Origin of the sequence: Paraburkholderia sp. BL6665CI2N2, from assembly GCF_004366535.1 — a bacterium.
GTDB lineage: Bacteria > Pseudomonadota > Gammaproteobacteria > Burkholderiales > Burkholderiaceae > Paraburkholderia.
The window spans coordinates 973,095-994,662 of record NZ_SORC01000001.1 but is presented as its reverse complement, the minus strand read 5'-3'; the positions used below and the strand labels follow the sequence as shown (position 1 = coordinate 994,662).

General features: G+C 62.9%; 19 protein-coding genes and 1 pseudogene. 10 read left to right on the top strand and 10 right to left on the bottom strand.

What is annotated here, in order from left to right; translation table 11 throughout:
- Nucleotides 1-58 precede the first annotated feature (58 nt).
- Nucleotides 59-958 carry a LysR substrate-binding domain-containing protein gene (locus B0G81_RS04370; RefSeq protein WP_134133653.1) on the bottom strand — a complete coding sequence of 300 codons (900 nt, stop codon included), beginning with the start codon at nucleotides 956-958 and terminating at the stop codon, nucleotides 59-61.
- Nucleotides 959-1,154: 196 nt separating this feature from the next.
- On the opposite strand from B0G81_RS04370, the gene B0G81_RS04365 reads away from it, so the two are divergent.
- Together B0G81_RS04365 and B0G81_RS04360 are read left to right on the top strand one after the other, a co-directional pair.
- Nucleotides 1,155-2,051, top strand: coding sequence for an alpha/beta hydrolase (locus B0G81_RS04365; RefSeq protein ID WP_134133652.1), 897 nt, complete (start codon nucleotides 1,155-1,157; stop codon nucleotides 2,049-2,051).
- A gap of 52 nt (nucleotides 2,052-2,103) precedes the next feature.
- The gene (locus B0G81_RS04360) at nucleotides 2,104-2,850 is read left to right on the top strand and encodes an SDR family oxidoreductase (RefSeq protein WP_134133651.1); all 747 of its coding nucleotides are present in this window, start codon (nucleotides 2,104-2,106) and stop codon (nucleotides 2,848-2,850) included.
- Nucleotides 2,851-2,977: 127 nt separating this feature from the next.
- Here the strand turns inward: B0G81_RS04360 and B0G81_RS04355 are convergent, their stop codons facing one another.
- Both B0G81_RS04355 and B0G81_RS04350 read right to left on the bottom strand, forming a co-directional pair.
- Nucleotides 2,978-3,685 carry a dienelactone hydrolase family protein gene (locus tag B0G81_RS04355; protein ID WP_106279150.1) on the bottom strand — a complete coding sequence of 236 codons (708 nt, stop codon included), beginning with the start codon at nucleotides 3,683-3,685 and terminating at the stop codon, nucleotides 2,978-2,980.
- A 225-nt stretch (nucleotides 3,686-3,910) separates the two neighbouring features.
- Complete coding sequence (locus B0G81_RS04350) at nucleotides 3,911-4,804, bottom strand: SDR family oxidoreductase (RefSeq protein ID WP_134133650.1); 894 nt, start codon at nucleotides 4,802-4,804, stop codon at nucleotides 3,911-3,913.
- 175 nt (nucleotides 4,805-4,979) lie between these two features.
- Here B0G81_RS04350 and B0G81_RS04345 point away from each other — a divergent pair, with 175 nt between their 5' ends.
- Nucleotides 4,980-6,326 (top strand): sorbosone dehydrogenase family protein, encoded by a 1,347-nt coding sequence (locus B0G81_RS04345; RefSeq protein ID WP_134133649.1) that lies wholly within the window; start codon nucleotides 4,980-4,982, stop codon nucleotides 6,324-6,326.
- A 60-nt stretch (nucleotides 6,327-6,386) separates the two neighbouring features.
- On the opposite strand, the gene B0G81_RS04340 is transcribed toward B0G81_RS04345, so the two are convergent.
- From B0G81_RS04340 to B0G81_RS04330, 3 genes and pseudogenes are all read right to left on the bottom strand, one after another.
- On the bottom strand, nucleotides 6,387-7,445 hold the full coding sequence (locus tag B0G81_RS04340; RefSeq protein ID WP_134133648.1) for a porin: 1,059 nt from the start codon (nucleotides 7,443-7,445) through the stop codon (nucleotides 6,387-6,389).
- A gap of 237 nt (nucleotides 7,446-7,682) precedes the next feature.
- Nucleotides 7,683-9,321: pseudogene (locus tag B0G81_RS04335) on the bottom strand (methyl-accepting chemotaxis protein).
- Nucleotides 9,322-9,524: 203 nt separating this feature from the next.
- A complete protein-coding gene (locus B0G81_RS04330) occupies nucleotides 9,525-10,292 on the bottom strand; it encodes a DUF899 domain-containing protein (RefSeq protein ID WP_134133647.1) in 768 nt (255 codons plus the stop codon).
- 107 nt (nucleotides 10,293-10,399) lie between these two features.
- Here B0G81_RS04330 and B0G81_RS04325 point away from each other — a divergent pair, with 107 nt between their 5' ends.
- Both B0G81_RS04325 and B0G81_RS04320 read left to right on the top strand, forming a co-directional pair.
- Complete coding sequence (locus B0G81_RS04325; RefSeq protein ID WP_134133646.1) at nucleotides 10,400-11,620, top strand: helix-turn-helix domain-containing protein; 1,221 nt, start codon at nucleotides 10,400-10,402, stop codon at nucleotides 11,618-11,620.
- 32 nt (nucleotides 11,621-11,652) lie between these two features.
- On the top strand, nucleotides 11,653-12,285 hold the full coding sequence (locus tag B0G81_RS04320; protein ID WP_134133645.1) for a DUF5074 domain-containing protein: 633 nt from the start codon (nucleotides 11,653-11,655) through the stop codon (nucleotides 12,283-12,285).
- Between the two features lie 55 nt (nucleotides 12,286-12,340).
- Here B0G81_RS04320 and B0G81_RS04315 read toward each other — a convergent pair whose 3' ends face one another.
- Nucleotides 12,341-13,225, bottom strand: coding sequence for a LysR substrate-binding domain-containing protein (locus B0G81_RS04315; protein ID WP_134133644.1), 885 nt, complete (start codon nucleotides 13,223-13,225; stop codon nucleotides 12,341-12,343).
- A gap of 117 nt (nucleotides 13,226-13,342) precedes the next feature.
- Here B0G81_RS04315 and B0G81_RS04310 point away from each other — a divergent pair, with 117 nt between their 5' ends.
- Nucleotides 13,343-14,224: an NmrA/HSCARG family protein gene (locus B0G81_RS04310; RefSeq protein ID WP_134133643.1), complete on the top strand. Its 882-nt coding sequence runs from the start codon at nucleotides 13,343-13,345 to the stop codon at nucleotides 14,222-14,224.
- A 270-nt stretch (nucleotides 14,225-14,494) separates the two neighbouring features.
- On the opposite strand, the gene B0G81_RS04305 is transcribed toward B0G81_RS04310, so the two are convergent.
- Entirely contained in the window at nucleotides 14,495-15,079 is a 585-nt protein-coding gene (locus B0G81_RS04305) for a hypothetical protein (RefSeq protein ID WP_134133642.1), read from the bottom strand.
- Between the two features lie 385 nt (nucleotides 15,080-15,464).
- Nucleotides 15,465-15,938: a type VI secretion system tube protein Hcp gene (locus B0G81_RS04300; protein WP_134133641.1), complete on the bottom strand. Its 474-nt coding sequence runs from the start codon at nucleotides 15,936-15,938 to the stop codon at nucleotides 15,465-15,467.
- A 441-nt stretch (nucleotides 15,939-16,379) separates the two neighbouring features.
- On the opposite strand from B0G81_RS04300, the gene B0G81_RS04295 reads away from it, so the two are divergent.
- From B0G81_RS04295 to B0G81_RS04285, 3 genes are all read left to right on the top strand, one after another.
- A complete protein-coding gene (locus B0G81_RS04295) occupies nucleotides 16,380-17,057 on the top strand; it encodes a hypothetical protein (RefSeq protein WP_106278594.1) in 678 nt (225 codons plus the stop codon).
- 107 nt (nucleotides 17,058-17,164) lie between these two features.
- Nucleotides 17,165-18,028, top strand: a complete 864-nt coding sequence (locus tag B0G81_RS04290; RefSeq protein ID WP_134133640.1) for an intradiol ring-cleavage dioxygenase — start codon at nucleotides 17,165-17,167, stop codon at nucleotides 18,026-18,028.
- A 51-nt stretch (nucleotides 18,029-18,079) separates the two neighbouring features.
- On the top strand, nucleotides 18,080-19,186 hold the full coding sequence (locus B0G81_RS04285; protein WP_134133639.1) for an SDR family oxidoreductase: 1,107 nt from the start codon (nucleotides 18,080-18,082) through the stop codon (nucleotides 19,184-19,186).
- On the opposite strand, the gene B0G81_RS04280 is transcribed toward B0G81_RS04285, so the two are convergent.
- Nucleotides 19,160-19,942, bottom strand: a complete 783-nt coding sequence (locus B0G81_RS04280; RefSeq protein WP_116123017.1) for an IclR family transcriptional regulator — start codon at nucleotides 19,940-19,942, stop codon at nucleotides 19,160-19,162. The genes B0G81_RS04285 and B0G81_RS04280 overlap by 27 nt on opposite strands.
- Before the next feature lie 234 nt (nucleotides 19,943-20,176).
- Between B0G81_RS04280 and B0G81_RS04275 the strand changes: the two genes are divergently transcribed.
- Nucleotides 20,177-21,553: an MFS transporter gene (locus B0G81_RS04275; RefSeq protein WP_116123016.1), complete on the top strand. Its 1,377-nt coding sequence runs from the start codon at nucleotides 20,177-20,179 to the stop codon at nucleotides 21,551-21,553.
- The last annotated feature ends 15 nt before the right edge of the window (nucleotides 21,554-21,568 follow it).

Here is a 21,568-nt window from a genome sequence, read left to right as displayed (position 1 = left end):
GGTATGGCGACGAGTGGCGGCCTTGCAGAGTGACAGGAGTATAGGTAAACCGGCGGCCTCAGCCCGATTCGCCACTGGCGTGCGCCAACAACTCGTCGGCCCTCGACAGAAACAGCTTCAGCACCGGCGATGTATTCGACCGGCTATAGCCGATCACGAGATCGACGGTCGGCGTCTCACCTTCCAATGGCCGGCTGACCACCGACCACGGCAGCAGGTTGGTCGCATACTCGGGCATCAGCGCGAGCCCGCGCGTGGAGGCGACCAGCGACATCGCCATGGCCAGGTTGTCGACGCCGTGCTCGGGCGCGACCGCGATGCCGTTGTCGTGCAGATAGCGCTGGATCACATCGTGCAGCACGCGCGCCTTGTTCGACGCCATGATGAAGGTTTCGCCGGCGAAGTCCTCGGGCCGGATCGCGCTGCGCTCGGTGAGGCGATGATCGCTCGGCATGAGCACGATGAGCTTCTCGCTACTGACCACCCGATAGTCCAGATCGAAGCCAGGTTCGGCACGCAGAAACGCAAGGTCGAGCTTGCCGCGCGCAAGCGCGTCGGCGAGGTCCGGCGAATAGTGACTCGACACCGTGACCTCGATATTCGGCAGTTCGTCGCGCAACACCTGCATGGCGCGCGGCAGCCACGTCATTTCCTGGCCAGTCAGAAAGCCGAGCGCGAAAACCTGCCTGGAGGGCCGCGCGGCACGGCGCGCGGCTTCGGTGGCGGCGTCGACTTGCGACAGCGCGAGCCGCGCGTGGTCGAGGAACGCTTTGCCCGCAGCGGTCAACTCGACACCGCGCGCGCTGCGGCTGAACAACTCCGCGCCGACTTCGTCTTCCAGATCGCGAATCTGGCGGCTCAGCGACGGCTGCGAGGTGTGCAGACGGCGTTCCGCCGCGACCGTCAGGCTGCCCGTTTCGGCGACGGCCACGAAGTACCGCAGATGTCGAAGCTCCATAAATCCTCTTAGAGTATTCACGCGAACGGCATGCCTGACAGGCATGCCCGTCAGCCTACAAAGTCTTTTTCGTTTGCACAAGCCCCCACTACATTACCTCTCATGCAGCGCGGCGCGGGACCGCTTGACCGACACCCCGGCTTTCGACGCGCACCCGCACTCCATACCTTTTATCTATATCGACGAGGAACCGGAAATGAACCAGACTGCTGCTTCGAACGACGCCACCACGACCCGCCATACCCATCAGACCGCGCCGACCCGTTATGTCGACGCGAACGGTATCCGCTTCGCCTATCGCCGTTTCGGCAAGTCGGGCGGCGTGCCACTGGTGTTCAACATCCATTTCACCGGGACGATGGACCACTGGGACCCGGCCGTGACCGACGGCCTCGCGCAGGATCGCGAAGTCATTCTGTTCAACAACGCCGGCATTTCGAGCACGTCCGGCGAGGTGCCGGAGTCGATCGAAGAGATGGCCGCCAACGCCGCCGCGTTCATCAAGGCGCTCGGCCTCGAGCAAGTCGACGTGCTGGGCTTTTCCATGGGCGGCCTGATCGCGCAGACGCTGGCGATCGCCGAACCGGCGCTGGTGCGCCGCGTGATCCTGATCGGCACCGGCCCGCGCAGCGGCGAGGCGATGCAATCGCTGACGCCCGAGGCTCAGGAGATTTTCAGCGCAGCGTATGCGCAACCGGATGATCTGTGGCTGCGTGTGCACTTTGCGCCTTCCGATGCGAGCCAGACCGCCGGCCGCCGCTTCCTGCAGCGCTTCCGCCAGCGTAGCGAAGGACGCGACCCCGAGGCCAATGAGAAGGTCGCGCCGGCCCAACTCGCGGCGCTCGCCAAATGGGGCGCGCCGCGTGAGAACCCCTTCGACTATCTGAAGGCCCTCAGGCAGCCGACGCTCGTCGTCAACGGCGACCACGACGTGATCATCTATTCGATCAACTCGTGGATTCTTCAGCAGAACCTGCCGAACGCGCAATTGATCATCTATCCCGATGCCAACCACGGTTCGCTGTACCAGTATCCGGAGCGTTTTGTGGCCCACGTCGCGCAGTTCCTCGCCGACAGCGGGTCCGCGGTCTGAGCCTCACCACCTTGATTGCCTCGCACTCGAATCAACTCGAAGGAGTTTCACCATGAACGATCTCACAGGAAAAACCGCGCTAGTCACGGGCGCCTCACGCGGCATCGGCCGCGCCAGTGCCCTCGCGCTCGCCAGGGCCGGCGCCCAGGTGCTGGTCCACTACAGCAGCGGCGAGAAAGAGGCGGATGCCGTGGTCGCGGAAATTCGCGCGGCCGGCGGCAATGCGCAGAAAGTCGCCGCGAATCTGCGCGCGGCGGATGGCCCGCATACGCTCGCCAGACAGGTGCGCGCCGTGATCGGTCATCGGCTGGATATTCTGGTGGCGAACGCGGGGATTCCGAAGGGAGTCAGCATCGAGGACACAACCGTTGAGGACTTCGACGATCTGTTCGCCGTGAACGTGCGCGCGCCTTACTTCCTCGTGCAGCAGTTGCTGCCGGTGATGTGCAAGGGCAGCAGCGTGGTGCTGCTGTCGTCGCTCGCGGCGCGCGCCGCGGTCGGCACGCTGTCGGCCTACGCCGCTACCAAGGGCGCGGTCAATACGCTCGTCAAGCATTTCGCCGCCGCGCTCGGCGAACGTGGCATTCGCGTGAATGCGGTCGCGCCGGGTGTGGTCGAAACCGATATGTCGAACTTCACGAGGACCGACACGGGACGCGCGGCGACGCTGGGTATGCAGGCGCTCAAGCGCGTGGCGCAACCAGATGACATTGGTGGCGCCGTGGCTTTTCTCGCCTCGGATGCAGCCCGGTGGGTCACAGGCGAAACGTTGCATGTCGACGGCGGTTCGAAGCTCTGAATCCGTGCACGCGATTCGGTTCGCGATCGCGCCGGGAAGACTTTCCGGAATGCCGCCCATGCGTGGCGGCATTCAGTGAGCTTCGCCAGCGCGATCCGGTGCGCGTCTCAAGCGGCAAGCGAGCCGCTTACTTCCACAACGTGCGGCCGAAAAACGTCAGCGTGCGGTCCCAGGCCAGTTGCGACCACACCGGATCGAACTGCGTCCTCGGAATACGGCCCGGGCCGACCGCCGTTTCGTTCGCGAACGCATGGTGTGCGAGATAGCGGTGAAACTCGACGTCGACATTCGCGTCCTTCAGTTTGGTTTCCAACGCGTCGACCGTTTCAGGCACGAAGAAGTCGTCTTGCAGCGCCCAGTGACCGATCAGCGGCGCCTTGATTTTCGAGGCGTCGATATATTCCAGCGGCGGGTAGCCATACCAGACCACGCCGGCCGACACTTCGGGGACATTGCAAAGCGCGAGCAAGGTCAGCGCGCCGCCCATGCAAAAACCCGTCACGCCGACATTCGTCGCATGCTGCTTCAGATACTGGACGGCGCCGCGCACATCCTGCGTGGCGGCGTCGCCGAAATCGAGGCCGTCGAGCAGATGGTGGGCTTCTTCCTCTTCCACCGTCGTTTTGCCTCGGAAGAGATCGGGCACCAGCGCCAGATAGCCGGCCTGCGCGAGCCGGTCAGCCACGCCGCGAATCTGTTCGTTGACGCCCCACCACTCCTGAATCACCACGATGGCGGGCGCACCCTCCAGCTTCTGCGGCTTGGCGAGATAGCCCTGGATCTGCTGGCCGTCGGGCCGGCTAAAGGTGATCATCGAACCTGCTGTCTGTGTCATCAGTCGCTCCTCGAAGTAGACGAAAGCGCTAGCATAGTCCCAGCGTGGCAGGTTCTGCTCGCCCGTTGCCGCGTCCGGCCGGCCGGTACGAACAGCGCGCCGCGCAGCGAAGGGTTTGCTGCCCGGCACCAGCTTGACGTGATCGAGTTGCAACGCCATGAAAAGCCGCGCCGCGTCGTCAATGGAATCCGCGGCCATCAAAAATCCGCAGCGGCGAGTCGCGCTTCAAGTCTGGAAATAGCGCGGCCGGTCGAGGTCGGCGATCAAGCCCGGCTGCTTCGGTTCCCAGTCCAGCAGCTTGCGCGTCTGTTCGCTCGAAGTCGGAGCATCCAACCCGGCAAACAACGCGAACCAGCCGAAATGGTGGGCTGCGTCATCGGCAGTTCGCGCGACGACCGGCACGTTCAGGCGCCGGCCGATCACAGCGGCGATCTCCTTGAGTGGCACGCCTTCCTCGGCAACGGCGTGATACCGGCCGCCGGCGCCGCCACGTTCGAGCGCGAGCCGGTAGACGCGGGCGGCGTCGAGCCGGTGCACTGCCGGCCAGCGGTTGAGACCTTCGCCGATGTAGGCTGAGACGCCTTTTTCACGCGCCAGGCCGATGAGATGAGGAACGAAAGCATGGTCGCCGTCGCCATGCACCGACGGCGGCAGACGAACCACCGACGCGCGCACGCCACGCGCCGCCAGCAACGCTGCCGTTGCCTCCGAGACGCGGGGATATGCATCGGAGCGCGGCACTGGCGCATCGTCCTCGGTAGCGAGGCGGCCCGACGCCAGCAACGCGACCCCGGACGTCACGAGCAGCGGACGCTCCGAGCCGACGAGCACGGAGCCGAGCGCTTCGATCGCGCGCCGGTCCAGTTCGCAGTTCTCCGCGAATCGGGAGAAGTCGTGATTGAAGGCTGTATGAATCACGCCGTCGGCAGCGGCCGCACCGGCCTTGAGGCTATCGAGGTCCTCGAGCGAACCGCGTTGGACCTCCGCGCCGGTTCTGGCCAGAGACTCGGCTGCGGCATCCGAGCGTACGAGGCCGAGCACCGAATGTCCGGCGGCAATGAGTTCGGCAACCACGGCGGAGCCGACGAATCCGGTCGCTCCGGTAACAAAGACGCGCATCGTAAGACCCTCCGGTTGAAAACGAAGGTTGACTATCGGCGCGTTTCCTTCAGAGATGAAGTAGTGACGTTTTAGGGGTATACGCACTAACAGGATCAGCCATTCAGATGTCAGGCAAGCATCTTGCTGAACTTACCCACGATAAATCGAACATCTTCAATGTCCGGAGCGCGGGATGCGTCAGTTGAATCGCTTTGCCTTATTCATGCTGCTGCCGCTCGCCGCGTGCGCGGCAGGACCGTCGAGTCCCACCGATACCGGCTTTGGCCCATCGCCGGTATTGCCGGCGCCGGAATCGTCGCTGATGACCACGGTCAATATCGCGCCCGTTCAGCCAGCGGCCGCCGACTTCCTCCCGACCGCGCCAAACGGGTTTGTGGTGACGAAATTCGCCCGCGACCTGACTCACCCGCGCTGGCTTTACACGTTGCCGAACGGCGACGTGCTCGTAGCGGAAAGCAATGCACCCGAGCAGCACGACGAAGGCAGCGGCATATTCGGCTGGGTCAGAAAACAGGTGATGAAACGCGCGGGAGCGGGCACGCCGAGCCCAGACCGCATAGTGCTATTGCGCGATACCACCGGCAGCGGCGTCGCCGATCAGCAGACCGTATTCCTCAGTGGCCTGCACTCGCCGTTCGGCATGGCGCTGATCGGCAATCAACTCTATGTCGCCGATACGGACGCCATTCTGCGATTCGACTACATGACTGGCGCGACGCGGATCGCAACGCCTGGCATGAAGGTGGCTGATCTGCCGGCTGGGCCGATCAATCATCACTGGACCAAAAACATTTTGGCCGACCGTTCGGGCAAGCATCTCTACGTGACGGTGGGATCGAACAGCAACGCGGGAGAAAACGGCGTTGACGCCGAAGCCGACCGCGCACGGATTCTCGAATTCGACGTGGCGTCGGGCCAGATGCGGCCCTTCGCGACAGGCTTGCGCAATCCCAACGGACTATCCTGGCAGCCCGACAGCGGCGCGCTGTGGACAGCAGTCAACGAGCGCGACGATCTGGGCAACAACCTCGTGCCCGATTACATGACTGCCGTGAAAGACGGCGCGTTTTACGGGTTTCCCTACAGCTATTACGGCCAGCATATCGACACGCGCGTCAAACCTCAGCGCCCCGACCTGGTCGCCACGGCCATCGCACCGGACTATGCGCTCGGCAACCATACGGCATCGCTCGGACTGGTTTTTTACGGCCGGACGCTGTTTCCCGCGCATTATCACGGCGGGGCTTTCGTCGGTCAGCATGGCTCGTGGAATCGCAAGCCGTATAGCGGCTACAAGGTGGTGTTCATCCCATTCGTCAAAGGCCAACCTTCAGGCGCTCCGGAAGATTTCCTGAGCGGCTTTCTGACCGCGAACGGTCACGCGGTGGGTCGGCCAGTCGGTGTTGCGGTGGATGTGCGCGGGGCGCTGCTGGTGGCGGACGACGTCGGCAATGCAGTCTGGCGTGTGACGCCGCGGACCGATAGCGGCGCGGCAGTCGGCACGTCGTCGGCGCAATAGCAGCGAATCCGCCGACCGCTTATCGGCAGCGCAACGCCGATCACACTCTAGTCCCGCAAGTTAGAACCGCTCCAGCACGCCAAGCTGCACGCCCTTGACCGGCGCGCCGGGATACGCGACCGGCAGCCCGGTCACGTTGACGCCGCGCAGGGTGAAGCTGGCACTGTCGTGATTCGCCAGATAGGCCCCGCTGAAATAGAACAGCAAACTCCGTGAAAAGTTGTATTCGAACGCCACGCTGAACTGGTCGGCGCTCGCACCGGCGCCGGTATAGTCGCGCACATGCGCATAGCCGAGCGACGCGCGAGCAATCGGAGAAAAGCTGTACTGCGCCGACAGCGAGCCACCCGCGCCGTGATAGAGCGGCGTGCCGCCATCGCCGTTAAAGAACGCGAGCCACACACGCACCTTGTCGATCGCGTAGGTCGCGCCGCCGAGATTCGCCCGCAGCGAGCCTGCGCCGTGTGTCTGTTGTCGCGCGTATAGCAGCCTGAAGTTGTCGAGTTGATAGGCGGCGGTCACATAGTAGCCGTCGATGCCGTTGCCGTCTTTCTCCGACGGATCGCGCGTGGCCGTCATCACCGTCGCGCTGAAGCCGCCGACGACCGGCGACTGGTACTCGATCGCGTTGCTTGCGTAGGGCGTGATCTTCGACAGGTTGTTCAGTCCGGACGCGATCGTGCCGGCGCCGAACGCATCGAGGTCGCCTTTGAACGGAATGTAGATAGGCGAATATTGCCGGCCGAAACGCACCTCGCCCCAGGCGTTGCGCGCGCCGATCCACGCCTGACGATTGAATAGAACACCGGGAGTCTGAAGCGTGCCGTCGACGGAGCTAAAACCGTTTTCCAGCGTGAAGATGATATCGGTGCCGTTGCCGAGCGGCTCGCTGCCCCGCAAGCCGACCCGCGAACCGCGATACGCACCCGAGTCCAGACGCGGAGTCCACCCGGACCCTGGATCGGTTATTTCGAGGCTGGTGTCGAGCACGCCGTATAGCGCGACGGAACCCGCGCCGCCGTTGGAGGCCGCCACGCTCTGCAAGCAAAATAGCAGCGCCGCGCCTGCCGCGCCCGCGCGCCAGCCCACGTAACGGCTCCAGGCGGCCACCCGCGCCACCGGATCCCACGTTCGTCGCGGCTTGTCGAGTTGAGTTTTCGCGGCACCGACCAGATGCAGTCCTCCATGGGCACGTCGAACATATGTTCCGGAATGAGGACGCTCACCGCCGCATCACGAGCGGAATGTGAAGAGGCGTTGAACGGCCCAGCAGCGAACATAACAGACCTGAGCCGGATTGCAATTTTCAGCGCAGTGAATTCAGAGCACTCAGGTACGCTTGGGACCGTATAACGTTCAAACGATGGCTGCAACTCCGCGCGCTTCTTTCGCTGCCGGCCTATGCACTCGCAACGGCGTGGCTCCCTCACCGGGACCTTGCTGCTGCAAGTTGAACTGGCTGATCGACACCTGCAGCAGCCTCGCCTGCTCGGTCAACGTCTGTGCCACGGCCGCGGCCTGCTCGACCAGCGCCGCGTTTTGCTGCGTCACGCTATCCATCTGCGTGACGGCGTCGCCGACCTGATCGATACCGGCGCTTTGCTCGGCGGCCGCCGCCGCAATATCGCGCATGACGCCCGACACTTTGGCAATGGCCTCGCGCGCGGAATGAATCGTCGCGCCGGTTTGCCCGACGAACTCGGCGCCGGTCCCGACCTTGTCCACCGCCCGGCTGATCAGCGTGCGAATTTCCTTCGCTGCCGCCGCGCTGCGCTGCGCGAGCGTGCGAACCTCGCCGGCCACGACCGCGAAACCACGCCCCGCATCGCCGGCCCGGGCCGCTTCGACCGCCGCGTTCAGCGCGAGAATATTGGTCTGAAACGCGATGCCTTCGATGACCGAGATGATCTCCACCATCTTGTGCGATTCCGTCGATATCTCCTGCATCGTCGATACCGCTCGCGCCGCCATCTCCCCGCCGCGATTGACGATCTGCTCCGCGCCGGCGGTCAGCTGGCTCGCTGTCTGCGCGCTCTCCGCCGTTTGCCGGACCATGGCTGTCATTTGCTCCATGCTCGCCGCGGTTTCCTCGAGCGATGCCGCCTGATTCTCCGTGCGCGCCGACAGATCCGTGTTGCCGCCGGCAATCTCGCGCGCGCCCGTCGCCACTTTGTCGGCCGCGCCCTTGATCTGTTCGATCGTGTGGGCGAGCGCATCGCGCATAAGGTGCATGGTGTGCAGCAGGCTCGACTCGTCGCCGTGACGGAGGTTGATGGGAATGGCGAGGTTGCCCTGGGTGATTTCGCCGGCCACTTGCGCAACGTAGACCGGATCGCCGCCGATCGTGCGCCGGATGCTGCGATTGGTCAGCGAGACAAGCGCGGACAGCAGCAGCGCCACGACCGCAAAGATCGCGCCGACGAAATACAGCGACTCCTTGAACGCGGCGTCGATGTCGTCCACGTAAGCGCCCGTGGCGATGATCCAGTCCCACGGCGCGTAACGCACCACGTAGCCGATCTTGCCGACGGCAGCCGACGGCGGGTCTTGCGGATGCGGGAAAACATAATCGACGAAGCCGCCGTTCGGCTTCTGCGCGACGGCGGCGAACGTCACGTAGTGGTGACGGCCGTCGGCATCCGCGGTACCGGCAAGATCCTTGCCGTTCAACGCAGGCTTCATTGCATGCATGACCATGCGCGGCGTTGAATCGATGACGAGAAAATAGCCGTCCTCGCCGTAGCGTATGCCGCGCAGCCGTTCGAGCGCCTGCCGGCGGGCGTCCGCTTCGCCAAGCACGCCGCTCTTCGCCAGCGCCGCATATTCCGTCACGATGCTGAGTCCGACATGCGCGACGTTCACGAGATCGTTTTTTGCGCTCCTCGATGCGCGTCTGCCGCGACAGCCACGCCGCCGACACCGACACGGCGAGAAGTGCCACGAGGCTGACGGCCAGCGGCAGCCAGAGCTTCTGTGTGAAACTGAATCGGACCATGCACGCGCCCCACGTCGGTATCGAATGATCGAGCCGGGCCGCGTCATGGCAACAGGTGCCGATATGGCATCGGCGCGCCGTTGCTTGAGTGCGACCACCCGATTCATTTATCGGCAAGCGCGCGCATCTTTTGTGTAGAGACAAACCCTTTACGGGGAGCGAGTGAGCCTGAGCTATCACAATGCCTTCGGCTCGCGGTTGCCTCAGTGCTTCTCATACTCGTCATGCCGGCGCCACCACACACCCGTTTCGTTACGTCCTTTAGGCGCGCGGTCGAGCCACTGATACATGCCCCAGAGTGCGTCCACGCCGCGTCCGTAAGTGGAATACGTGTGGTACACGGCGCCGTCTTCGAGCACGAAGGCGCTCATGCCGGGCCGGTCGAGCGAATACGTCGACGCGTCGGTTCCGCAGGCAGTCGCGAACTCGACCACGGGTGCCGGCGCCGGTGTCGCATCCATCGCATGGCCGCCGCGCTGGTAATTGTATTCGACGCTTCCCTCGCGCTGCTGCTGCTCGGTGAACGAGACGTTGCTGTCGAAGTTAAAATCGCTGCCCGCCGACGACGCCCACGGAAACGTCCATCCCATGCGCCGCCTGTACGCCTGCAGCTTCGCGAGCGGCGCCCGCGATACCGCCGTCATGGCGACGTCGTGATTCGCCAGATGCACCACGGAACCATTGAAGCCGTCCGCGACCGCCGAACACGACGGACAGCCCGCAGCGTAGTCGGGGCCGAACATGAAGTGGTAGACGAGCAACTGGGAGCGTCCCCGGAAGAGATCGGCCAGCGAGGCGCTGCCTTCATCGGTCTCGAACCGGTACGGCTTGTCGATCCGGACCCAGGGCAGCGCTTGCCGCTGCCGGGCCAGTTCATCGCTCTGCCGCGTGAGTGCCTTTTCCGCTTCGAGCAGTTCGAGCCGCGCGGCCAGCCATTCTTCCCGTGTGCCGATGCTGTGTTTCGTCGTCATGCTTGCCTCCTTGCTTCGCTATGCGAAGTGCTGTGGGTGGGTCGTGCTAGATTAGCCCCGGGCTTCGAACGACGGGAGTGACAAGTGTGGCGTGATTCACCTCGACCATGGACTCGCTAGTCACGGCGGCGGCGCGCGCGCTCGCCGCGGGTGATCCGCTCGGCGCGCTGAATCGCGTCGCCTTGCGCGACGACGCGCCCGCGCTCGCGCTGCGCGGCATCGCCATGGCGCAGCTCGGCGATCTGGTCCGGGCGAAGGCGCTCTTGCGAAGCGCCGCGCGTGCCTTCGGTGCACGAGAGCCGGTGGCCCGCGCGCGCTGTGTCGTCGCCGAGGCCGAGATCGCACTCGCCTCGCGTGATCTGAACTGGCCCACGAAGGCACTGGAATCTGCACGCGCCACGCTCGAAGCGCACGGCGACCGGCTCAACGGCGCCCATGCGCGCTATCTCGCGGTGCGGCGCCTGCTGCTGATCGGGCGTCTCGACGAGGCCGAACGCGCGCTCGCCGGACTCGATCCCACGCCGTTCCCATCCGCTTTGAGAACCGCACACGAACTGGTGGTGGCCGGTGTTGCGCTGCGCCGCCTTCAGACCAAAGCGGCACGCGCCGCACTGGAGCGAGCCCGGCGCGCAGCGGGTCTCGCGGGTATTCCTGCTCTGACCGCGGAGGTCGACCACGCCGCGCTCGTTCTGAACGCACCCGCTGCGCGACTGCTCGCGCGCGGCGAGGAACGTCCGTTGCTGCTCGACGAGGTGGAAGCGCTGCTGGCATCGAAAGCATTGATCGTGGACGCGTGCCGTCACGTGGTGCGCGACGCGGGAACGGTGATCTCGCTCGCCAGCCGACCGGTGTTGTTCGTGCTCGCCCGCGCACTGGCCGAAGCGTGGCCCGCGGACGTATCGCGCGACGTGCTGGTTGCGCGAGCCTTCAGGGCCAAGGCCGCCGACGAATCGCATCGCGCGCGCCTGCGGGTCGAACTTGGACGGCTGCGTTCGGTGCTTCGCACAGTAGCCGGCGTGAGCGCGACGCGGTGCGGGTTCGCGCTGGTGCCGCGACACGCGCAAGAGGTGGTCGTGCTGGCGCGGCCTGTCGAAGACAAACATGCGCCCGTGCTGGCCTTGCTCGCGGACGGAGAGTCGTGGTCCAGTTCGGCCCTCGCGCTTGCGCTCGGCGCGAGCCAGCGCACCGTGCAGCGGAGCCTCGATACGCTCGCGGCGCAAGACAAGGTGCAGTCGCTGGGCCGAGGTCGCGCGCGTCGCTGGATGACGCCGCCCATGCCTGGATTCACGACGACCTTGTTACTCCCCGCCCCGTTGCCGATTGATTAGGATGGCAACACGAAAACCACGAGGGACAAGTCATGAAACGATCAGCCGCCGAAATCATCACCGAGTACGGACCTTTCGAAGGCGTAGAACGCGTGCATGGCGTGACGTACGACGGCCAGCACGTCTGGTTCGCAACGGGCGACGCGTTGAACGCGCTCGATCCGGAGAGCGGCAAGCAGGTCCGCTCGATCGATGTCGCTGCGCACGCGGGTACGGCCTTCGACGGCGAGCATCTGTTCCAGATCGCCGAGGACCGTATCCAGAAGATCGATCCCAAGACCGGCCGCGTGCTCGCCACGATTCCCGCGCCGGGCGGCGGTACGGACTCGGGACTCGCGTGGGCCGAAGGCACGCTGTGGGTCGGACAGTATCGGGAGCGCAAGATCCATCAAGTCGATCCGCAGACGGGGACGATTCTGCGCACCATCGAGTCCAATCGCTTCGTGACCGGCGTCACGTGGGTCGACGGTGAACTGTGGCATGGCACGTGGGAGGGCGACGAAAGCGAATTGCGGCGTATCGATCCGCGCACCGGCGAAGTTCAGGAGCGGCTGGAGATGCCCTCTGGAGTCAGCGTGTCGGGACTCGAATCCGACGGCGGCGATCGGTTCTTTTGCGGCGGCGGGAGCAGCGGCAAGGTGCGGGCGGTGCGGCGACCTAAGTGAAGTTGTGGGGTGGCGCCGATTGCAAAAGCAAGCCGCAATCGGCACTTGCGTCAGTCTATTTGCGCTCGCGTCCCGGCAAGTCCTGCAGCAGATCCATGAACGCCCGAACCTTCGCGCTCAGCAAGCGCCGCGAGTGGTACAGCGCCCAGATCTCGACCGCCGGCCCATCCGCCACGCCCCAACAAACGAGCCGTCCCGCCGTCACGTCCTGCTCGACCAGCAATTTGGGCAACATCGCTGCGCCCACCCCATCGAGCACCGCGTCGCGCACCATCAGCAGCGATGAGAGCCGCAGCACCGGAGTCGGCGCGAGCGATCTCAGACCGCTTTCCGTGCGCACACTCCACGTCGCATTCGCCGATGCCGCGGCCAACACGACCGCGGGCACCGCCAACGCGGCAGCGTCGCCAGCGGCCCACGGAGGTATCGACATCGTGGGTGCAGCGACCAGGAGCAGTTCGTCGCCGAGAATGCGCCGGCCCACGAGCTGCTGGTCACGCGCGGGATTGATGCGAATAACCATGTCGTAGCCGTCCTCCACCGGATCGACAACGTGATCTTCCGCAACCACTTCCAGTTCGACCTGCGGATAGGCCAACGCAAAACGCGTCGCGATCCGCACCAGCACCACGTGCGCGAACACAACCGGCGCGCTGATCCGCAATCGTCCGCGCGGCACCGGCGCGCGCGACGCCACCGCCTCACCCGCCTCCTGAATCTCCGCCATCAAACCCCGCGTGCGCTCGTGCAGCACGAGACCTTCTTCGGTCAGCCGCAACGTGCGCGAGCCTCGCTCGATCAGCCGCACGCCAAGCGCTTCTTCCAGTTCCGCGACGCGTCGCGACAGCGTGGCCTTCGGGCGGTCGAGCGCCCGGCCGGCCGGGCCGAAGCCGCCGTGCTGCGCAACCGCATTGAAATCCGCCAATGACGTCAAATCCATGATCGTTCCAAATATGAGACGAGGTGTCCAGATTTTTGCACTTTCGCTATGAAAACGGAACATCTATTGTGTGTCTACGGGCTGACTTCCAGCCCAGCCAACCCCAAGGAGAAAGTCATGGCAATCCTCGTAACCGGTAGTACAGGCGTCGTCGGCAAGCAGGTTCTCGAACATCTTCTGGCGAGCGGCGGCACGCAAATTCGCGCGCTGACTCGCACCCCGGAAAAAGCGCAATTCCCGGACGGCGTCACCGCGGTCCAAGGCGACCTGTCCGACCTGGACGGCTTGCGCCGTGCGATGAACGGCGTCAGCACGCTGTTCCTGCTCGCGCCCAATGCCCCGGATGAACTGACGCAGGCGCTACAGGCGCTGAGCGTGGCGCGCGAAGCCGGCGTGAAGGGCGTGGTGTATCTGTCGGTGTTCAAGGGCGCCGAGTATGTCGACGTGCCGCACTTCACCAGCAAACACACGGTGGAGCGCATGATCGAGCACTGCGATCTGCCGGCCACCGTGTTGCGTCCCGCGTATTTCATCCAGAACGACGTGCGCCAGAAAGAGCCGTTGCTGACGCATGGTGTGTACGGTATGCCGATCGGCGCCAAAGGTATTTCGATGGTCGACGTGCGCGATATCGGCGAGGCTGCCGCGAGCGAGTTGCTGCGCCGCGAGCGGGCCGCAAGCCGTCTGCCGCGCGAGACGTATGAACTGGTCGGGCCTGATGCGATCACATCGGAAAGCGTGGCGTCGATCTGGGCCGAAGCGCTGGGACGCACCGTGCGCTACGGCGGCGACGATCTCGACGTGCTTGAACAGCGTCTGAAGGCAGCCGCGCCGGGCTGGCTCGTGTACGACATGCGTTTGATGATGAGCCGCTATCAGCAGGACGGCGCGGTCGCATCGCAAGCGCAAATCGATCATCTCGCGACGCTGCTTGGACGGCAGCCGCGGTCTTATCGGGACTTCGCGGTGGAGATGGCGGCGGCCTGGGCGAAGAGCTAACGACTGACCGTAGCGACGCGCGGCCATCCACTATCGATTGATGCACGCGGCAAGCCGAATGCTGGTACGCGATATAGGACAAAAAACGGCCATGCTTCATGGCCGACAAAACGCCCCCTCTCCACACCATGCCTTTGCGTTTGCCGCGCGCCGCGTACTCGATTTGTTCATGAAGGTTCAGATTCGACGGGCGTGGCCTGCCTGAAAACCGGGTGTCGCTTCGTGGGAAGAAAAGGGCCCGTCGAAGTGAAACTTCGAGAAAAGATCCTCCTATGGAGCATCGTTGGAGTACAGCCCTTTAAATTTGATGCCGCCGATAAAAAAACCGAAGCCGGCGCTGCTTTGCAGCCCTCCGTTATCGCCGGCCATTACCAGCAGCGCCGGTGCGCTTCGAATCGCTACCCCGACAAAGTCCGGTTTGACGATTCCCATAAGTAGAAGATCACGATTGATGCCCAGCATCATCAGTGAGCCGGTGCCGCCGAACAGATAGCCAGCTGCACCTTCAAGATAGACCGTCCCACCTTCGAGGATCTTGGGGTCGCCCAGGTCGTTTCCCGTGAATGTCTCGGTCAGGAACAGTGCACCGACACTATCAAAACCGGCGGTTGATCCTGTACCGCCCAGATCATCCTTCTTGATGATGATTTTCGGTAGTGCAAGCTTCGGTAGGCGAAGTAACGAGGTGATTTCACGCGAGAAAGTCGGCCCAAACCCGGTGTAAAGATATTGGCAAGAATGGCCGGAAGTGTCATCAAGTACGAACATCCCACTTTCTGCATTAAAGGAACCGTAGCCAACCCCCGCGCCAGCACTTGTATTGAACTTCCATTTACTCTTTCTCAGAATCTTCAATGGGCTCTCCAATTGTCGAAAGGCTCTCCGCGCAAACCTGTAACGACAAAAACTGCTGAGAGCACTACAACGAATAGCGGCCATCGCCACAGATCGACAATACTGTCAACCATGGCCGACCCGTCCGGATCATCGGCGCTATATCGGACAAGGACACTCTCCCCAACCTCGAAGGACTGCGTTGTACCAGTTGGCCGCTCGTAACGCCGCCCATCCTTTGCAATGAATGCTATTTGCGGATGGTGCCCACCAGCATTCAGGCGAATTACCTCACCGGTTGTCACGACGGACGAAAGACGAAACTCAATGGTTGAGTACACATATACGGCAGCGCCGGTTGCCAGGCAAAGCCCTATCGCGAGTGCGAAATAGTTACGCGAACGTTTCATCTTTCCAGGTTTTCCTTAATATCGAAACTCGCGGTCACGGTGCCAGCGCTTACACCAAGACTGCTTTGCAGCTTGTACTCCTGCTTCACTCGCGAGAAAGACAGGCTCACGTGTTCGTGATAGTTGTTATCGAATACGATCGGCTCGACAGACGTAATAACAACGTCGCCCATCTTGATTACAAGGAAGTCAAGCGCCACGCCTCCAGACTTTCGTACCGTAAGGACGACCTCTGGAATGTGTCTGCCTGTCAAGCAATAGCGCATGAGATTGGGACTTGCCCGGTCGATCTGGTGGACAAACTGGAGATCGTTAATAGTTGCCTTGCCGGCGCCTCCGCCCGAGCCAGACATCATTGAGGACTGTTGCGCCATTTTCCAGCGCCAACTGCTTACTTCGATTTGCCCGGCATACACCGCATCTTGTGACTCGCCGGCAATGCCGTTTATCTTGATGAAAATATCCGCCACGTAAAGTCCTTTTTATTATTAGCGATGCCAGAACATACCGAACTGCATTGCGGCCGAAAACCCAAGCGGGTCGGAATTTCGCTTAACGCCGCTTCATCATCAGTGAGGCCAAGAAAACGTCGCTATCGGACGTGTCCGAAAAATCGAGGCTGATTGAGCGTGCGCCAGTGGGTCGAACGTAGATGATGTGCGACCTACTTCATGCCCTGAAACCGACCGCGGACGGCATGTCGGCGAGACGAAGTTAACGCGGTCGAGCGCGTCCCTCGGGACCAGCAATTAGATTGATTGCAAAATTTTTCAAATCCACGAACAAAAAACATCCCTCAAGTTCTGGATTCCTCTGCCGTTTACACGGCATGCGCCGTGTGCCACATCATTCACGCTGCATAAACAACTCTAATTTTGAGCCAGCACAAACCACACTCCCTTCAATCTGTAATGAAAAAGTTCATCGCACTCTTTGCCATTGCCGGCACGCTATTGACGTCAGGCTGCGCGACAGTTTCCCCCATGTCGCCGACCACATCGACGAGTTCGGTCGACACCACGAAAAACTCGTACGCGTTAATGACGGTGACGCTCAAGAACGCCTATCACACAAGTTATCAGCCGAGTCCTATCGTCGTGAATATGGAGCGCGGCGCGGCCGACTCGCGCGAAGACCGTTTGAATTTCAAGTTCGACGACCAAGCCACCACGACGAGCGACACCGGTAATCACTATTTCATTCGTCTTCCGCTGGCGCCGGGCAAATATGTGATGCGCGGCATTACCGGTCAAAGCGGCATATTCCCGTTCCACGGCATGTTCTTTACGCCGCTTCACGAAGTGGTCGACATCAAACCGAATTCGATCGTGTATCTCGGCCATATCGACGCTACGATCGTCGAACGTAAAGAGGGTGAATTGCGCGCGGGACCGGTTATTCCGCTGGTCGATCAGGCGGTTGCCGGTTTCAGCGGCGGGACGTGGGATATCAGCGTGAGCGATCAGTTCGACAACGACGTGACCGCGTTCAAAAAAGACTTCCCGGCATTGACCAATGCGTCGATCGATCGTGAAGTGCTGCCCGCCTGGGATAAACAGAAAGCCACCGACTGGTGGAATAAACACTGATTTCAAGCTGTCGATTCGAACGGCGCGCGCAGCGCAACCCGCTTGCCTGCGCCCGCTTCCAAACAAGCCGATAATCGCATGACCGACAGGAAGGAGACGCCACGGTCATGCGCAATCTCGATGAAAACACGATCACCGAAGCGGTTCTGGCGCGTCACGCGCACTCAGGCGATGAGCGGCTGAAAACCATCGTCACGAGCCTCGTACAGTATCTGCATGCGTTCGCACGCGAGGTGAATCTTACCGAGAGCGAATGGGAACAAGGCATTCGTTTCCTCACCGACGTCGGCCATATCACCGACGACAAGCGCCAGGAATTCATTCTGCTCTCGGACACGCTCGGCTTGTCGATGCTCGTCACGGCGATGGCGAACCGCAAGCCGCCTGGCTGCACGGAAGCGACAGTCTTCGGGCCGTTTTTCGTCGAAGGCGCGCCCGCCTATCGAAATGGCGACGACGTGTCCAACGGCGCACGCGGCGAGCCCTGCTTCGTGTCGGGAACCGTCAAGGGCGCGGACGGCGAAGCGGTGGCCAATGCACGCATCGAAGTCTGGCAAGCCGACGCGGACGGTTTCTATGACGTGCAACACGCCGGCGACGACACGCATCGCGCCAGAGGCGTGCTCCATAGTCTCGCCGACGGGCGCTATCACTTCCGTTCGATCGTCGCCGAGCCTTATCCGATTCCACACGACGGACCAGTCGGGCGTATGCTCGCGGCGCTCGGCCGGCATCCGTGGCGTCCGGCGCATCTGCATTTCATGATCACGGCGCCAGGCTATGAGCGCCTCGTGACCCACGTGTTCCGCGAAGGCGACCAGTATCTCGATTCGGACGCGGTATTCGGCGTTCGCTCATCGCTCGTCGCACAGTGGCAGCGCCATGAGGCAGGCACGGCGCCGGACGGTACGTCCATGACTACGCCGTTCAGCACGCTCGAATTCGATTTTGTGCTGAACCCATCCGCGTGACGCGGGTCACTCTCTTATCGCAGCAGCCATCCCTTACCGAGCTTTACTCCTATGGAAAAACGAGCACTCATCATCGGCGCGAGCGGCATTGTCGGCGGCAATCTCGCGGACCAGCTGCTTTCGAACGGCTGGCACGTCGCCGGACTTTCGCGCGGGCGCACGCCGGTGTCGCCGGCGATCGAATCGATTACGGCGGATCTGCAATCGGCCGAGTCCGTCAGCGAAGCACTCGCGGGCAAAGCATTCAGTCATGTGTTCCTGACCGCGTGGTCGCGGCAGGCAACTGAGAAAGACAACATTCTCGTGAACGGCGCGATGGTGCGTCACGTCATGGACGCCGTGGGTCCATCGGGCACGCTCGAACATGCCGCGCTCGTGACAGGACTGAAGCATTACCTCGGCCCGTTCGAAGCGTATGCGACCGGTGCCGTGCCCATCACACCGTTTCGCGAGGAACAGGGGCGCCAGCCGGTCGATAACTTTTACTACGAGCAGGAAGACCGTCTATTCGACGCTGCGCAGCGCTACGATTTCAGTTGGAGCGTGCATCGTCCGCATACGATCATCGGCTTCGCGCTCGGCAACGCAATGAACATGGGCGTGACGCTCGCCGTCTACGCAACCTTGTGCAAGCAGACTGGCCAGCCGTTCATCTTCCCCGGCTCCGAGGCGCAATGGAACAGCCTCACCGACATGACCGACGCGCGGCTGCTCGCGCGTCACCTGGAGTGGGCCGCCACGTCCGCGAAAGCGCGCAATGAAGACTTCAACGTGGTCAACGGCGACGTGTTCCGCTGGAAATGGATGTGGTCGCAAATCGCCGGCTACTTCGGGATCGAAGCCGTACCGTTCGATGGCGAACCACGTCCGCTCGAAAGCCGCATGCAGGACGCCGGCAAGGCATGGGCCGATATCGCCGCGCGCTTCGATCTGAAGGAGGCCGATATCGGCAAGCTCGCCTCGTGGTGGCACACCGACGCTGACCTCGGCCGGCCGATGGAAGTGCTCACGGATATGACAAAGAGCCGGCAGGCAGGCTTCCTCGATTACCAGAGCACGCCCGACTCGTTCTTCGCGCTGTTCGAGCGGTTGAAGGCCGAGCGCATCATTCCCAGCGATACGCGTACGCGGCTAGCGGCCTCGATTGAACAGAGGTGACGCATGGCTCGCGGCGGCGAGTTCCGAGGCCGCCGCGAGCAGTGTCGAGCCGAGGCTGGCCATGCGTTTTTCGTCGAGCCGCACGAGCGGCCCGGCAATACTGATCACGCCCATCGCGGGATAGCCGCGCCGCTGCACGGGGGCGGCCATTGCCGTCATGCCGGGGGCGAACACCTCGTTGATCGTCGCGTAGCCTTTTTCACGCGCGGCGTGCACGAACTTCAGCAGGCCGCTGATCGTGGTCGGCGCGTTGGGACCGTATTGCTTCGGTTGTCCGAAGCCTTGCCGCGAGACGAGTTCGAGCGCGCGTTCGTCGGTCATCGTCATCATCCATGCATGGCCCGTGGCGCTGCACGAAAGGATCGTGTCCATGCCCATGTCCGGGTCGTAGCGCAAGCCCTTTAATGCGCCTTGCGCTTTCGCGACCCACGTCAGCCGGTCGCCGTCCACGATTGCCAGCCGCACCAGTTCGCCGGATGTCTCGGCGAGCCGGTCGAGCATCGTCTGCGCGATGTCGACGATGCCGGACGTCGCGAGAAACCCGAGCCCCAAGCCGACGAGCTTGGTAGTGAGCACGTAATCGCCATGCTCGCGCAACTGCCGCACATAACCGCATTGCTTCAGATCGACGAGCAGCCGATGGCATGCGCTGCGCGGAATATCGAGCTCGTCCGCGATCATGGCGAGCGGCGTGCCCTCCATTTGCGCGGCGAGAAATTCGAGTACCGCGAGGGTGCGTTCCGTAACGCCAGGCATGCCGGTCTCCATCTTTTGTGAGGTATTCGCGCAGCCAGTTTTGCACATTATGAGATGAAATTCTACCCTGGAACGGCATCCCACCTAGGGGTGCTAACCTTGGTTTCAAGGCGGCGCGAAGCACACAGCGAGTGAGCGCCCCGAGTTCATCGATCAGACAAGAGAGCGGGAAACGGTCAGCAGCGCTCATCGCTAGCGACTTGCATCCCGTGCGGCGACGGTTAAGGAGACAACATGATTCAGGACACACAACAAGGCACGCATGCTGCGATGCGCACGCGAGCGGTGACGGCGGCCGCCGTTGGCACCGCGCTCGAGTGGTTCGACTTCACGCTTTACGGCGCATTGGCCGCCACGGTTTTACCCAAGCTGTTTTTCCCGTCGATGGATTCGACCTCCGCCCTGCTCGCCTCGCTCGCGACCTTCGGCGTGGGACTTGCGGCGCGGCCGCTCGGCGCGATCATCTGCGGCCATCTGGGGGACAAGCTCGGGCGACGCAACCTCATGCTCGGCACCGTCACGGTGATGGGCCTCGCCTCGATGCTGATGGGCCTGCTGCCGACCTACGCGAGCATCGGCGTCTGGGCGCCGGTCCTGCTGGTGCTGTTGCGCATTCTGCAAGGCTTCGCGCTGGGCGGCGAGTCGACCGGCGCGCAATTGATGGCGATCGAACACGCCAGCGCCGACCGGCGCGGCAAGTACTCCGGGCTGCTAGGTCTGTGCTCGCCGCTCAGTCAGATCATGGCCAACGGCGTGCTGCTTCTGCTGTCATCCACGATGTCGGCGCAGGCATTCGACTCGTACGGCTGGCGCATTCCTTTCATACTGAGCTTCATCCTCGTGGTGGTCGGCGTGTATATCCGCTTGCGAGTCAGCGAGACGCCCGCCTTCGTCGCGCTGCGTAAAACGGAAGTCGCACGCGTGGGCAGCCCGCTGCGCGATGCATTGCGGCTGCACTGGAGAACCGTGCTGCGCTGGATGCTGTTCTTCTGCGGACCCGCGGCGATCTTCTACCTGATCGTGGTGTTCTCGCTCAGCTACATCACGAAGACGCTCGCCATCCCTAAACAAACTGGCTTTCTGCTGCTGATGGGCGCAAATGTCTGCGCGATCGTCGGGGCGCTTGCCGGCGGCATGCTGAGCGACAAGATCGGCCGCAAGAAGGCGCTTGCGATCGGTTCAATCGCAACCTTGCTGATGCTCTTCGTGTACTTCCAGATTCTCGACACCAAAAGCTTTGTGCCGATGCTCGCGGCGATGGGCTTCTTCCTCGGCTTCACGCAGTTTCAAAGCGGCATTCAGCCGGTCGCGTTCGCCGAAGCGTTTCCGACCAATGTGCGCTACTCCGGCTCCGCGCTCGCCTATACCGGCGCGAATCTGGTGGCAGGCGGTCCGATGCCGGTGCTGGCCGTGTGGCTCTTCTCCGTGTGCAACGGCTCGCCGTGGGGCGTCGTCGCCGTGTGCGTGGTCTTCAACGTGATTTCGCTCGTGATGATCCTGACAGCGCGCGAAACGCTCGGCATCGACATGAACCGCACCGACTCGACGGCGGCCGTCACGGGCGAAGCGGAATTCGCGACGGCGAGTGTGAGCAACAGCCACCGCACGTAATACGCGCGGCGCTGC

Bases quoted from the DNA above. Each gene is read 5' to 3' on its own strand.
- B0G81_RS04370 (WP_134133653.1), bottom strand. From the start codon at position 958: ATGGAGCTTCGACATCTGCGGTACTTCGTGGCCGTCGCCGAAACGGGC.
- B0G81_RS04365 (WP_134133652.1), top strand. From the start codon at position 1,155: ATGAACCAGACTGCTGCTTCGAACGACGCCACCACGACCCGCCATACC.
- B0G81_RS04360 (WP_134133651.1), top strand. From the start codon at position 2,104: ATGAACGATCTCACAGGAAAAACCGCGCTAGTCACGGGCGCCTCACGC.
- B0G81_RS04355 (WP_106279150.1), bottom strand. From the start codon at position 3,685: ATGACACAGACAGCAGGTTCGATGATCACCTTTAGCCGGCCCGACGGC.
- B0G81_RS04350 (WP_134133650.1), bottom strand. From the start codon at position 4,804: ATGCGCGTCTTTGTTACCGGAGCGACCGGATTCGTCGGCTCCGCCGTG.
- B0G81_RS04345 (WP_134133649.1), top strand. From the start codon at position 4,980: ATGCGTCAGTTGAATCGCTTTGCCTTATTCATGCTGCTGCCGCTCGCC.
- B0G81_RS04330 (WP_134133647.1), bottom strand. From the start codon at position 10,292: ATGACGACGAAACACAGCATCGGCACACGGGAAGAATGGCTGGCCGCG.
- B0G81_RS04325 (WP_134133646.1), top strand. From the start codon at position 10,400: ATGGACTCGCTAGTCACGGCGGCGGCGCGCGCGCTCGCCGCGGGTGAT.
- B0G81_RS04320 (WP_134133645.1), top strand. From the start codon at position 11,653: ATGAAACGATCAGCCGCCGAAATCATCACCGAGTACGGACCTTTCGAA.
- B0G81_RS04315 (WP_134133644.1), bottom strand. From the start codon at position 13,225: ATGGATTTGACGTCATTGGCGGATTTCAATGCGGTTGCGCAGCACGGC.
- B0G81_RS04310 (WP_134133643.1), top strand. From the start codon at position 13,343: ATGGCAATCCTCGTAACCGGTAGTACAGGCGTCGTCGGCAAGCAGGTT.
- B0G81_RS04295 (WP_106278594.1), top strand. From the start codon at position 16,380: ATGAAAAAGTTCATCGCACTCTTTGCCATTGCCGGCACGCTATTGACG.
- B0G81_RS04290 (WP_134133640.1), top strand. From the start codon at position 17,165: ATGCGCAATCTCGATGAAAACACGATCACCGAAGCGGTTCTGGCGCGT.
- B0G81_RS04285 (WP_134133639.1), top strand. From the start codon at position 18,080: ATGGAAAAACGAGCACTCATCATCGGCGCGAGCGGCATTGTCGGCGGC.
- B0G81_RS04280 (WP_116123017.1), bottom strand. From the start codon at position 19,942: ATGCCTGGCGTTACGGAACGCACCCTCGCGGTACTCGAATTTCTCGCC.
- B0G81_RS04275 (WP_116123016.1), top strand. From the start codon at position 20,177: ATGATTCAGGACACACAACAAGGCACGCATGCTGCGATGCGCACGCGA.